A 12525-nucleotide genomic window follows, 5' to 3' on the forward strand; every position below is an offset into this window, starting at 1 on the left:
ACAAGATGCTGGCGATGACGAGCATCGCCGTCACCGCCAGCATATGCGCGAGCGCTCCCGAGGCTGCCCCCTTGGTGGCTTCCTTCATGCCGTTTTCTCCCTAGACTTGGGCGTGACTCATCGTTGCGCGGTGAGCGCTTACGACGGCCAATTGTTTTTACTCGGAACACCCCTTGCGAGTATCCGCCGCGATTTGTCCCCCGCGGCGAATATCGACTGTGTCAGGGTCGATCAGCAATGCGGCGGCAATTTGACTCGATGATGTTGCTCGTGCGTCCCCACGCGAATAGAGTCTTCGGGAACCTTCGCCAATGGCGACAAAAAGCATCAAAAGATCAGGGAAACTTTAGGAAAATCATGGCCCGCATTCAGTACAGCGACCCGTCCAAGGCATCCGACCGCACCCGCGAAATCCTCGACAAGAACCGCCATGCCAACATCTTCCGGATGATGGCGCATTCGCCGAGTTACTTTGAGCAATATTGCCGCCTCGGGGGCGCAATCAGGCACAAGGGCGAGCTCGACCCCATCGTGCGCGAGCTTGCGATCACCCGTACCGGCATTCTGTGCGAGGCACCCTATGAGATCGTCGCGCACAAGCGCATCGGCAAGAATGTCGGCGTCACCGACGAGCAGAACGAGGCGCTCGAGAACTGGCAGGCCGCATCCTGCTTCAATGAGGTGCAGCGCGCCGCGCTCGCCTTCACCGACGAGATCGTGAAGCTGACGAAGCCGACGGATGCGACCTTCAAGGCGATCGCATCGAAGCTGACACCGGCCGCGCTGGTCGAGCTCCAGCTCTCGGTCGGCTTCTACATCATGACGTCGAAGTTCCTGGAAACATTCGAGATCGATCTTCAGCCCGTCACCGAAGTGGTCGGCTGATCCAAAGCTCGGCTTGCGAGGGATGCTCATGACAATCGATGAATATGCGGCCTGGGCCGCAACTATTGCCAAAGTCGACGAGCATCCGTCGAACGAGCGGTTGTCTTATCTCGGGCTGGGCCTTGCCGCTGAGGCGGGCGAGGTCGCCGAGCACATCAAGAAGCTCCTGCGCGACGACTGGCTCGACAAGGCCGGTCTCGTCGAAGAGCTTGGCGATGTCGTCTACTACTGGGCCTGCCTGTGCGCCGCCACCGGCCAGCAGCCGTCCGCGCTGCTCAACGCCAGTGCCGCCAAGATCAGGCGACGCATCAGCGAAGCGGCGAGCCGGTAGAGCAAGTGAAAGCTGGGAGCTCCGGCGTCATGGCCGGGCTTGTCCCGGCCATCCACGACTTGCCGCGCAGCACGAAGAACGTTGATGCCCGGGACAAGCCCGGGCATGACGATCTGTTGCGCATGAACCGCTCACGTCGAGGTCAGAATATCCACCTTGGCGTTGGCGACGATCAGGCGGTCGGCCAGAAGCTGGGCCAGGTTACGCATGATGCATTCGCTGGCGCGGGGGTGCTGCTTGCGGAAGCGCTCGAAATCCTTCAGCGGCACCTCGCATGCCGTCGCTGCCATGTCGGCGAACACGTCGGCGGAGCGGGTTTGTTCCAGCAGCGCCATCTCGCCGAACGCCATGCCGGCGGTGAGCGTAGCCAGCCTGACGCCATCGGGCAAGGTGACGTGCACAGCGCCGCTGCGCAGGAAGTACAGGGCATCGGCGGGGTCGCCGGCCGTGAGGATTTTGGCGCCGGATTGATAGGTCCTGATGGTGCAGAGCGAGGCGAGATCCGTCAGCTCTTCCTCGCTCAGCCCGGTCAACAGCGGCTGTTCGGCTAGCTCGGTGGTCTCGTGAAAATCGATCGAGCCGCCGTAGCGATAGACGATCTGGTCTTCGGCCCATTCGATCGCAGTGTCGAGCAGATAGAAATCGCGCACGTTCTTCAGCTCAGCGGTCCATTCGCGTAACGTATTCCATTCCTTGGAGGCGCGCCGGACGCCCGACAAAACCACCGTGACATTCAGCGCGGCCAATTCCTCGAACGCTTCGGCCACAAGTCGTGCGCCGGCCCGCGTAGTCGAGGTCACGCGGTGGAGATCGAAGATCACGAATTGCGGCCGCGGTCGTCCCGCGATCCGGCGCGAGACGTAATCCACCGCCGACAGCGACAGCGTGCCGACCAGTTCGATGATGCGCACCTCCTGCTCGTGGGCCGCCAGGATCTCGCGCTCCTGCGGGCGGCGCACGCGGCGCGACGGGCTCTTGCCGATGTCGTAGTCGGCGATGACGGCGTTGCGTGCGTCGTCGCTGCGGTTGAGCATGTGCAGGTCGTAATGCGAGGACAGCGCCTCGCAGACCTTGATGCCGCGCACGCTGTTGCCGTGCTTGTCGAGCTTTGGCGAATAGCTGCCGAGGCCGAGGCGGGCAGGGAGCGCGGCCAGGATGCCGCCGCCGACGCCGCTCTTGGCGGGGATGCCGATGCGGTAGATCCACTCGCCGGCATAGTCGTACATGCCCGACGACGTCATCACCGACAGCGTGCGCGAGATCGCGTAGGCGCTCAGCACCTGCTCGCCGGTGACCGGATTGATGCCGCGATTGGCGAGCGTTGCCGCCATCACCGCGATATCGCGCGCGGTCACCAGCACGGCGCATTGCCGGAAATAGACGTCGAGCACGCCGGCGACGTTGTCCGAGATCACCGCGTTGGTCTTGAGCAGATAGCCGATGGCGCGGTTGCGGTCGCCGGTCTGGCTCTCGGAAGAATAGACGGCGTCGTCGACGGAAAGGTCGCGGCCTGCAAAACGGCTGAGCGCAAGGCGGATCTGCTCGAAAGCCTCCGCGCCCTTGCTGTCGTAGATCAACCCGGTGCAGGCGATCGCGCCGGCATTGACCATCGGGTTGAACGGATGGTTCTCGGAATTGAGCCGGATCGAGTTGAAGGGATCGCCGGAGGGTTCGACGCCGATCGCGCCTTCGACCTTGCCGGCGCCGAGCAGGTCCAGCGCCAGCGCGAACACGAAGGGTTTCGACATCGACTGGATGGTGAAGGGCACCCTGGAGTCGCCGACTTCATAGACATGGCCGTCAAGCGTCGCCAGGCTGATGCCGAAATAGGCAGGGTCCGCCTTGCCGAGCTCGGGAATGTAATCGGCGACATGGCCCGACGTTTCGGCGGAGAATTCGCTGAGGCATTTGCCCAGAAACCGCAGCAGGGGCGGCTTCGAACGGGTCCAGGCGGTGGCGAGAGGCGAGAGCGGTTTCATCGCCTCCCTTGTGCAACGCAATCAGAGCACGCGCAACCCGTCCGGCATCACAGGCGGGCGCCGGACCAAGAGAAGCGCGATCAGGATCGTCGGCAGCAGGATGCCAAGGCCGAGCAGCGTCACTTGCATCTGCGACAGCGGCATGATGCCGCCGCCGGGGGTCGCCACCACGAAGCCGCCGATCACCAGCAGCACACGGATGGGCCATTCCAGGCTGCCTGTGCCGCGCAAGTCCCCGACGAAAGGCTGGTAGCCCTGGATGCCGCCGCAGATGAACAGCGTACCGAAGGCGGCGAGGCCCATCAGGCCGAGCCCGGCGAGGTATGGGCTCGAACCCTGCAGCACCAGCGCCGGATTGAGCACGAAGAAGAATGGCAGGAAATAGATGATGCTGCCGACCCACATCGATTCCCAGCCGGTCTTCATGGCCGGCGATCCGGCGATGCCGGCAGCTGCGAAGGAAGCGATCGCGACCGGCGGGGTGATCGACGACAGCATGCCCCAATAGAAGATGAACATGTGCACCGCCATGCGGTTGAGCCCGAGCTTCTCCAGCGCAGGCGCGACCAGGATGGCGAGGAAGATGTAGCAGGCCGTCGTCGTCAGCCCAAGGCCGAGAATGAGGCTGGTGAGGGCGCACATGCCGAGCAGCAGGAAGGCATTGTCGCCGGCGATGTGCAGGAGGTCGTTGGCAAGGCTCGACACCACGCCCGTCATCGAGAACGCGCCGATCAGCAGGCCGCAGCCGGCGAGGATGCCGACCAGCTCGACGAAGGTGCGGCCGTTGACCTCCAGGAACTTGCCGATCGTCGCAAATGTCCAGCGCGTGTCCTTCGAGAAGAACTGGTTGAGCACGAGAAGCAGCGCGGTGGCGTAGAACGGCGCGTGGCTCTCGCGCTTGAAGTAGAGCAGCATCACGATCAGAAGCGCGATGACGAAGACGTAGTACCAGCCGTCCTTGATCGTATCCATGATCCGCGGCAGCTCGGCGCGGGGAATACCTTTCAGCTTGTGGCGCGCCGCGTAAGCGTCGACCTGCATGAAGAGGCCGACGTAGTAGAGCACGGCCGGAATGATTGCGGCGAGGGCGACATCGGCGTAGCTGACGTTGAGGAACTGGGCGATCACGAAAGCGGTCGCACCCATCACTGGCGGCGCCAGCACGGCGCCGGTCGAGGCGCAGGCCTCGATCGCGGCGGCATAGGAGGCGCGAAAGCCGCTCTTCTTCATCACCGGGATGGTCATGGTGCCGGCGGTGAGCACGTTGGAGATGATCGAACCCGACATCATGCCGAGCAGGCCGCTGGCAAAGATACAGACTTTTGCCGCGCCGCCGCGAAAGGTGCCACACAACGCGAAGGCCAGGTTGATGAAGAACTTTCCGGCGCCCGTCATCATCAGCGCGGTGCCGAACACCAAAAAGCCGATCACGGTGTCGGCGAACGCCTGGATGGGGATGCCGAGCAGGCTCTCGCCCGAGAGCACGTGATAGGCGGTCGCCTGCTCGAGCGTCGATTGCGTGCCACGGAACGGTCCGAGCCAGCGGGCTTCGGCGAACAGGGGATAGACAGTGAAGGGCAGAACGCTGAGGAGCAGGCTCCAGCCGCCGGTGCGGCGCAACGCTTCCATCAGCATCACCCACATCACGAGACCTGCGGCGATCACCGTGTTGGGCGCGCCGCCGAATTCCCAGCCGGCCTCCGCCGCCTTGCGCACGTTAACCATCAGCATGAGCGCCGCCGCGAAGGTCACGACGAACAGGACGAGGTCATACCAGGGAACGCGGTCGAGCGGCGCGCGTCCGGTGCCCGGAAAGATCAGGAACGTGAATGGCAGCATCAACGCGATCAGGAGATAGAAATATTCCGTGTTGAGCTGGGTGTATCCGACGAAGAAGCGCAGCGAGAATTGCTGGTTGATGCAGAGCAGGATCGTCGCGGCGGTCGCAACGATCAGCGTCCAGCGCCACGCGCCGCGCAACGTGCGAACGCGCGTGACTTCCGCTTCCTGCATGTTGCCGGCGGCGCCATGGGGATCATCGAACACGACGCGCTTGGGCTCGTCTTGCGGGACGGTGGAAGTGGAAGAGGACATCATCGATCCCGCGCGTGGGCTGGTGAACGCAATCAGGCAAACGGCAGTTGTTTGAACCGCTCTGGCCGCGCGCTCAACCTCTCCCGCGTGCGGGAGAGGTCGGCGCGAAGCGCCGGGTGAGGGCTTTCTCCTCTGGGGGAATCCCACCGCGGAGGCACCCTCTCCCCAACCCTCTCCCGCAAGCGGGAGAGGGGGCGCACTTCTCGCGAGGCAACGATCACGCCTAACAACACCTCGCACTATTCCTCGAACCCGTTCGGCATGCCCGCTTTCGCTAGCGCCGCGGCACGCGCCTTCGTCCAGCCTTCGAGGAACGCCTTGTCGTCCGACGGCGGATTGGACTTGCCGTAATCGGCCCAGGCGGCCGCCAGCACCTCCTGCCGCTTGATCAGCTGGTTGTTGTGTGCCTCCTGAGCGTCGCTCCATTGGCCGGCCTCTTTCAACGCCTTCACCGCGCCGGGATGCACCGGCACCACCCAGTTCTTGGTCTGGCGGTTGGCCGCGAGTCCGCCGGCGCCGGGCGCGGAGTCCTTATAAGCGTCGTAGTTGACGATCATCGCCTTGGTGATCGCATAGACCTGGTCGGCCGGTTGCGAGGCGTAGGCGACGAAGATCGGGTAGGGATAATTGCCGAGCTCGATCGGCTTCTCCGGCGAGATGCCGGCACCGCAGGTCGCCAGCTGCGGGAAGAAGAACGAGCCGACCTTCTGCATCCGCGCCCAACCCTCCTTGTCCTTGGCAGGCAGCGGCGGCCAGATCAACCCGCGCGGCGAAGCCTCGGCCTCCTTGGCGGGACCGGTGATGGTGGTGCCGAAGGCGGCATCGACGTCGTTATTGATCAGCCCTTTCCACATCGCGCCGTAGCTGGCGAATTCGACAGCCTTGACGTCCTTTTGCGTCAGCCCGGCGAAGGCGAGCACCGCGAGCGAGTTCTGGTTCAGCGCGGGTGAGCCGACCACGAAGCCGACGCGCTTGCCCTTGAGGTCCTTCAGCTCCTTCACGCCGGTGTCGGCGGCCACCGCAAGCGAGGCGCAATTGCAGTCGACGGTCGAGAGCAGGGTCTGCAGCGGCTGCGGACCCCATTCCTTCGAGCCGAACTCGAACACGCCTTCCTGCGCGAAGTAGGTGCCCGACCCCATCGCCGCGGAAACCGCGCGCTTGGCGCGCAGCGGCGCGAGGCGCGCGACGTCGTTGCCTGCGGGGAGCACGCGCACGTCGGTGCCGTACTTGTCCTTCATCATCTTGCCGACGCCGACCGCGATGTTGAATCCGGCGGTGCCGGTGTCATAAGCGGTGAAAGTCAATGTCGCCGGCAGCTTGATGTCTTCGGCGAACGAATAGCGTGTAGACGCAAAAGAAATGCCCGCCACCAGAGCAGGCGCGAGCACGAGCAGCCCACGAAGCATGTTTCCCTCCAATGATCTTCGCTTTGCCGCGAAGATTTTCATTCTTTGTTTGAAACAACGTTTTGTTTGAAACCGATCATGTCACCGCGATCAAGCGATGGCAACGCCATACAGCGCGCGTGGGAATGCGACTGACACATTGTCGCGGAAAAGACCGGATAAGACGCTCAGTTCGCGACGATCGCTATCGCCTGTCCCTCCGCAACGACGTCATCGACCTTTACCAGAAGCGATGTGATGGTGCCGTTTGCGGGCGAGGGCACTGGGATCTCCATCTTCATCGCTTCGACCACCACAACGTCATCGCCATCCGCGACGGTTCCTCCAACTTGCACGGGAGTTGCGCAGATGCGTCCCGCGACCTCCGTGACGATCTTAATTTCTGGCATGCCATCGCCTTTTTGTTGTCGTCGCAAAATGCCTGAGGTAGCGTCGTCTGCAAGTGGAATTTAATTCCGCACAGCGGAACACAACGGTAGGGATCATGGGACGACGTTCGGAGCGGTTGAGCAGGCAAGGTGCGCTCGCTGGCGAAGCCGGTGAGGGTGATGTGATCCAGGTGGTGTCGCGCGCGTTCGACGTATTGCGATGCTTCGAGGGCCACGAGGCGCGACTCGGCAATCTCGAGATTTCAAATCGCTGCGGTCTGCCGCGCTCGACGGTATCGCGGCTCACGCATACGCTGACCCGCATGGGCCAGCTCGTGTATCTCCCGCGCGACCAGAAGTATCGCATCGGCCCGAGCGCGGTGGCGATGAGTGCTTCGATGATGAAGGGCGCGCAGCTGCGCAGCATGATTCGCCAGCGGCTGCAGGAAGTCGCCGAGCAGCTGCCGGGCACGGTCGGCTTCGTCGTCCCCGACCGCTTCCATCTCGTCTATCTCCAGTTCGCGCGTTCGGCGACGGCGCTCGGCTTGCACGAGGGCACCGGCAGCCGCATCTCGATGGCCTCGACCGCCGCGGGCGCGGCCTACACCGCGGCGCTCGCGCCGGAAGTCGGTGATGCCTTCGTCGCGGACATGGAGCGGGAAGCCCCCGAAGCTGCGAAGATTCTCAAGCCCCGCATCGAGGCCAACCGGCAGATGTTGCGCGAGCGCGGCTATGTCGTCGCCTGCGGCCTCTGGAGCCCGCACATCAACGGCCTCGCGGTGCCGATCTGGTCGCCGCAGTACCAGACCTTCGTGGTCATCACGATCGGTCTTCTGTCGGCGATGTATGACGAGCAGCGTCTGCACGACGAAGTCGCACCACTGATGCTCCAGCTTGGCCGCTCGCTCGGCAGCCTGATGGAAGGCGCGGAAGGCGACGCCTTCAACAACCGCATCTCGCGCAAGCCGGTCGCCATGGCCGTGCACAACAATAACAAGCCGATCCATTCGGAGGGAGTGAATGAACTGGAAGCCGGAACTCGACGAGCTCGCCCGGCGCGAAGCCTTCGCGCGGGAGATGGGCGGCGTTGACAAGGTCAAGCGACAGCATGACCAGGGCCGGCTGACTGTTCGGGAGCGTATCGACAAGCTGATCGACAAAGGCAGCTTTCACGAGATCGGTGCCGTCTCCGGCATCGGCGAGTACGATTCCAGCGGCGATCTGAAGAAGCTCACGCCGGCTAATTGCGTGTTCGGCCGCGCGCGCGTCGACGGCCGCACATTGGTCGTGGTCGGCGACGATTTCACCGTGCGCGGCGGCTCGGCGGATGCGTCGATCTCGGCCAAGCCGCTGATGGCGGAGGAGATGGCGCACGATTTCCGGCTGCCCATCGTCCGCATCATCGAAGGCTCCGGCGGCGGCGGCTCGGTCAAGACCATCGAGACCAAGGGCGCGGCCAATCTGCCCGGCGGCATCGGCGGCACGCGCTGGTATCGCTTCACGACGGAGAATCTGTCGCGCGTGCCGGTGGTCGCGCTCGGCCTCGGCTCGGTGGCGGGCCTGGGCGCCGCGCGTCTTGCCGCCAGCCACTATTCCATCATGACGCGGAAGTCCGCGATGTTCGTCGCGGGTCCGCCGGTGGTGAAGGCGCTGGGGCAGGACCTTACCAAGGAGGAGCTCGGCGGCGCCGACATCCAGACCCGCGCCGGCGCGGTGGATCATGCGGTCGACACCGAGGAGGAGGCGTTCGCCTGCGCGCGGCGCTTCCTCTCCTACCTGCCGTCATCGGTCTACGAGCTGCCGCCGACCTTGCCCTGCACGGACAGTCCTGAACGCAGCGACGAAGCGCTGATGAACGCGGTGCCGCGCAACCGCAAGCAGGTCTACAAGATGCGGCCCATCATCGAGTCCGTCGTCGACAAGGGCTCGTTCTTCGAGGTCGCAAAAAACTTCGGCAAGCCGATCATCGTCGGCCTCGCGCGGCTCGAGGGCAGGGCGGTGCTGCTGCTCGCCAGCGATAGCTTCCACTATGGCGGATCCTGGACCGCGGATGCCTGCCAGAAAGTGGTGCGCTGGGTCGACTTCGCCGAGACCTTCCACCTGCCGGTCGTCTATCTCATGGACTGCCCCGGCTTCATGATCGGCCTTGATGCGGAGAAGGCCGCCACCATCCGCCACGGCGTGCGCGCCATGGCGGCGGTGAACCAGACCACGGTGCCCTGGTGCACCGTGATCCTGCGCAATGCGTTCGGCGTCGCCGGTGTCGTGCACCAGCCGGCCGACCGCTTCTCGATCCGCTATGCCTGGCCCTCGGCCTATTGGGGCTCGCTGCCGCTCGAAGGCGGTATCGAAGCCGCTTACCGCGCCGACATCGACGCGGCGGAAGACAAGGCGGCGAAGCTGAAGGAGATCGAGGAGCGGCTCAACAAGCTCCGCTCGCCGTTCCGCTCGGCCGAAAAATTCTGGGTCGAGGAGATCATCGATCCCAGGAAGACGCGATCGCTCCTGTGCGAGTTTGCCCGGCTCGCGGAGCCGCTGCGAAAGCCGGGGCCGCCGGAGAATATGACGATCAGGCCTTAGCATCCTTGTGCCAAGTCATGACGCTCGTGCCCCGGACGCAGCGCGCCGCTGCCCTGGCGATGCGAAGCATCGTCCAGTTCAGCGGTGCGCTGCAGAGCCGGGGCCCATGCCACAGCGAATCTGGAGCCTCCTGGGTCCCGGCTCAGCGCCGCAACGCTTGAAGCGTTGCAGTGCGTCCGGGACACGAGGTGCGGCATCGACACAATCCAAGACACTTCCACGGCAAAACAATAACGCGCTAAGCTCCGCCAACAAGAACAAGAGGAAGCGCCAATCGTGTACGACTTCATCATCGTGGGCGGCGGCTCGGCGGGGTCCGTGCTGGCCCACCGACTCTCCGCCAGGAGCGCCAATAGGGTCCTGCTCTGCGAAGCCGGTCAGGACACGCCACCCGGCAACGAGCCAGCCGAGATCAGGGACAGCTATCCCGGCACCGCCTATTTCGATCCGCGCTTTCACTGGACCGAGCTCAAGGTGACGACCCAGGTCGTCAGCCACAACAATCCCGAGGAATCGCGGCCGCCCTTGCGCAAATACGAGCAGGCACGCGTGCTGGGCGGCGGCTCGTCGATCAACGGGCAGATGGCCAACCGCGGCGCCCCAACCGACTACGACGAATGGGAGGCGCGCGGCGCCGAGGGGTGGTCGTGGGCCGACGTGCTGCCGTTCTTCAAGAAGGTGGAGCGCGACCTCGATTTCGACGGACCGTATCACGGCAAGGACGGAAGGATCCCTGTCCGCCGCATCCCGCGCGAGCACTGGACGCGGCATTCGGAGGCGTTCGCGCAGGCCTTCCAGCAGGCCGGTCATCAATTCGTGGCCGACCAGAACGGCGAATTCGTCGACGGCTTCTTCCCGGTGACGCATTCCAACCAGGCCGAGCAGCGCGTCTCGGCCGCGATGGGTTATCTCGATCGCGACACCCGCGCGCGTGCGAACCTTGCGATTTCGACAAACACGCAGGTGCGAGAGCTGCTGTTCGAAGGCACGCGCTGTGTCGGCGTGAAGGCGATGGTCGACGGCCGCGAGCAGGAATTCCGTGGACGCGAGATCATCCTCTCCAGCGGCGCCATTCATTCGCCGGCGCATCTGCTCCGCGCCGGCATCGGCCCCGTCGGTCACCTCAAGGACCTGGGCATTCCCGTGCTGGCGGCCTTGCCGGGAGTCGGCCAACGCCTGATGGATCATCCCTCGATCTCGCTGTCGTCCTTTGTCCGCCGCGGCGCGCGCATGAACGAGCACACCAGGCGCCACATGCAGCTCGGCCTGCGCTACTCCTCCGGGCTGCCTGATGTGCCCAAGGGCGACATGTTCGTCGTCGTCATCAGCAAATCGGCCTGGCACGCCGTCGGCGCGCAGATCGGCTCGCTCCTGACCTTCGTCAACAAGACCTATTCCGAGACCGGGCAGGTCAAGCTCGCCTCGCGCGATCCTTCGGCAGAGCCGATCGTCGAGTTCAACCTGCTGTCCGACCGCCGCGATCTCGATCGCCTGATGAGCGGTTTCCGCAAGATGGCAGCGATCCAGATGAGCGAGGTGGTCAGGAAGGTGACGGACAAGCCGTTTCCGGCCGCCTATACCGATCGCGTCCGCAAGATCGGCGTGGTCAACACCAGGAACAAGATTCTCACCACGATCGCCGCGACCCTGATGGACGGGCCGGCGGCGCTGCGTCACTACATGATCGACAATTTCGTCGTCGAAGGCTTCACCTTCGATCAGGTGATGAACGACGACGAGGCGCTGGAAGCCTTCGTGCGCAAGGCGACGATCGGCGTCTGGCACGCCTCGTGCTCGTGCCGCATGGGCCGCACTGAGGATCCGATGGCGGTGGTCGACAATCAGGGCCGCGTCAAGGGCGTGCAGGGCCTGCGCGTCGTCGATGCCTCGATCTTCCCGGTGGTGCCATGCGCCAACACCAACTTTCCGGTGTTGATGTCAGCGGAGAAGATCGCGGCCGCAATGATGCAATGAGCGGCAGCGAGTTCTGGCGATCCTGGCAGTGCGGGGAGGAGGAGCGCTGATGGATACTTGCCTCGCGCGGTCCGACTTGGTTGCATGCCGCCAGCTTGACGCGCTGATCGAGCATTCGAGCGCTGCGAGTTAATCATCTCAGGCGCTACGTGTAGGCTATGAGATCGTGCAGTCGTGGCGCGCGATCGCAGCCAGTTTCAGCCGCGCTTTAGGCCCATTTCAGCCAAACTGTTATTGGTCTCTTTGCCCGGGGCAGGGTCTCTCATTTGGAGTCCTGCAATGTTCAAGCGAGTATTTTCTGCGTGCGTCTTCGTTGCCCTGGGTTCTGTCGCTTCGGAAGCGCGCCCTTATCGCATTCATCAAGCTCCTGAATGCAACGTCACCATGCCCTGCGACTTTTCGTATTCGCAGACGCGACGCGAGCGGGTTGCCAAGCCCTCACTGGCTTCCAGATCTTCGCTGATTTCCAGGTCCACACTGCAAGCGTACCGCTCGACACAACTGACGGTGACTGATGCTGGGAGCACGACCACGCCGGCGGCCGTCTCCGGTGCCCACGGCGCTCGCATTGTCGGTGGCCGTCCGGCCGGTTGCCCTTCGTCGTTCTGCGGCTGCGGCGCGGCTCTGCGCGTGTTCGGCCGTATCGTGCCGGAATTGAATCTTGCGTCCAATTGGCTCCGCTTTCCCAGGACATCACCCGCACCGGGAATGGTTGCTGCGCGACGAGGACACGTTTTCGTCCTTGAACAGCACCTCGGAGGCGACGTCTGGATGGCCTATGACGCCAACTCGGGTGGGCGCGCGACGCGAATCCACGCGCGTTCGCTGCGAGGGTATACGATTGTCAACCCGCGCGGCGGCTCGGTGGCTTGAGGGCAGCGGATAGCGCTCCAAAAACGGCGGACGGG

Annotated in this window: 10 protein-coding genes; 6 read left to right on the forward strand and 4 right to left on the reverse strand. The window is 64.1% G+C overall.

Features of this window, described 5'->3' with window-relative positions:
• The first annotated feature begins 357 nt into the window (after positions 1 to 357).
• Both I6F09_RS01375 and I6F09_RS01380 read left to right on the forward strand, forming a co-directional pair.
• Positions 358 to 885 carry a carboxymuconolactone decarboxylase family protein gene (locus I6F09_RS01375; protein WP_036001128.1) on the forward strand — a complete coding sequence of 176 codons (528 nt, stop codon included), beginning with the start codon at positions 358 to 360 and terminating at the stop codon, positions 883 to 885.
• A gap of 28 nt (positions 886 to 913) precedes the next feature.
• Positions 914 to 1216, forward strand: coding sequence for a nucleoside triphosphate pyrophosphohydrolase family protein (locus I6F09_RS01380; RefSeq protein ID WP_036022497.1), 303 nt, complete (start codon positions 914 to 916; stop codon positions 1214 to 1216).
• 131 nt (positions 1217 to 1347) lie between these two features.
• Here I6F09_RS01380 and glsA read toward each other — a convergent pair whose 3' ends face one another.
• The 4 genes from glsA to I6F09_RS01400 all read right to left on the reverse strand — a co-directional run bounded on the left by glsA (position 1348) and on the right by I6F09_RS01400 (position 7084).
• Positions 1348 to 3195, reverse strand: a complete 1848-nt coding sequence (gene glsA / locus I6F09_RS01385; RefSeq protein WP_225187318.1) for a glutaminase A — start codon at positions 3193 to 3195, stop codon at positions 1348 to 1350.
• Positions 3196 to 3216: 21 nt separating this feature from the next.
• Positions 3217 to 5292 carry a TRAP transporter permease gene (locus tag I6F09_RS01390; RefSeq protein ID WP_109144076.1) on the reverse strand — a complete coding sequence of 692 codons (2076 nt, stop codon included), beginning with the start codon at positions 5290 to 5292 and terminating at the stop codon, positions 3217 to 3219.
• A gap of 236 nt (positions 5293 to 5528) precedes the next feature.
• The gene (locus tag I6F09_RS01395) at positions 5529 to 6695 is read right to left on the reverse strand and encodes a TAXI family TRAP transporter solute-binding subunit (RefSeq protein ID WP_036001123.1); all 1167 of its coding nucleotides are present in this window, start codon (positions 6693 to 6695) and stop codon (positions 5529 to 5531) included.
• 167 nt (positions 6696 to 6862) lie between these two features.
• Positions 6863 to 7084 (reverse strand): biotin/lipoyl-containing protein, encoded by a 222-nt coding sequence (locus I6F09_RS01400; RefSeq protein ID WP_197947040.1) that lies wholly within the window; start codon positions 7082 to 7084, stop codon positions 6863 to 6865.
• Positions 7085 to 7179: 95 nt separating this feature from the next.
• On the opposite strand from I6F09_RS01400, the gene I6F09_RS01405 reads away from it, so the two are divergent.
• From I6F09_RS01405 to I6F09_RS01420, 4 genes are all read left to right on the forward strand, one after another.
• Positions 7180 to 8154 (forward strand): helix-turn-helix domain-containing protein, encoded by a 975-nt coding sequence (locus I6F09_RS01405; protein ID WP_036034277.1) that lies wholly within the window; start codon positions 7180 to 7182, stop codon positions 8152 to 8154.
• Complete coding sequence (locus I6F09_RS01410; protein ID WP_036001111.1) at positions 8084 to 9643, forward strand: carboxyl transferase domain-containing protein; 1560 nt, start codon at positions 8084 to 8086, stop codon at positions 9641 to 9643. The genes I6F09_RS01405 and I6F09_RS01410 overlap by 71 nt, the downstream gene beginning before the upstream one ends.
• A 276-nt stretch (positions 9644 to 9919) precedes the next feature.
• A complete protein-coding gene (locus tag I6F09_RS01415; protein ID WP_225185884.1) occupies positions 9920 to 11617 on the forward strand; it encodes a GMC oxidoreductase in 1698 nt (565 codons plus the stop codon).
• Positions 11618 to 11896: 279 nt separating this feature from the next.
• Positions 11897 to 12490: a hypothetical protein gene (locus I6F09_RS01420; RefSeq protein WP_225187319.1), complete on the forward strand. Its 594-nt coding sequence runs from the start codon at positions 11897 to 11899 to the stop codon at positions 12488 to 12490.
• Positions 12491 to 12525 lie beyond the last annotated feature (35 nt).

The organism is Bradyrhizobium sp. IC3195, from assembly GCF_020193585.1.
GTDB lineage: Bacteria > Pseudomonadota > Alphaproteobacteria > Rhizobiales > Xanthobacteraceae > Bradyrhizobium > Bradyrhizobium yuanmingense.

What these genes read in the sequence shown, in the direction of transcription:
- glsA (WP_225187318.1), bottom strand. Translation starts at nt 3,195, where the DNA reads ATGAAACCGCTCTCGCCTCTCGCCACCGCCTGGACCCGTTCGAAGCCG.
- I6F09_RS01395 (WP_036001123.1), bottom strand. Translation starts at nt 6,695, where the DNA reads ATGCTTCGTGGGCTGCTCGTGCTCGCGCCTGCTCTGGTGGCGGGCATT.
- I6F09_RS01400 (WP_197947040.1), bottom strand. Translation starts at nt 7,084, where the DNA reads ATGCCAGAAATTAAGATCGTCACGGAGGTCGCGGGACGCATCTGCGCA.
- I6F09_RS01375 (WP_036001128.1), top strand. Translation starts at nt 358, where the DNA reads ATGGCCCGCATTCAGTACAGCGACCCGTCCAAGGCATCCGACCGCACC.
- I6F09_RS01420 (WP_225187319.1), top strand. Translation starts at nt 11,897, where the DNA reads ATGTTCAAGCGAGTATTTTCTGCGTGCGTCTTCGTTGCCCTGGGTTCT.
- I6F09_RS01410 (WP_036001111.1), top strand. Translation starts at nt 8,084, where the DNA reads ATGAACTGGAAGCCGGAACTCGACGAGCTCGCCCGGCGCGAAGCCTTC.
- I6F09_RS01380 (WP_036022497.1), top strand. Translation starts at nt 914, where the DNA reads ATGACAATCGATGAATATGCGGCCTGGGCCGCAACTATTGCCAAAGTC.
- I6F09_RS01405 (WP_036034277.1), top strand. Translation starts at nt 7,180, where the DNA reads ATGGGACGACGTTCGGAGCGGTTGAGCAGGCAAGGTGCGCTCGCTGGC.
- I6F09_RS01390 (WP_109144076.1), bottom strand. Translation starts at nt 5,292, where the DNA reads ATGATGTCCTCTTCCACTTCCACCGTCCCGCAAGACGAGCCCAAGCGC.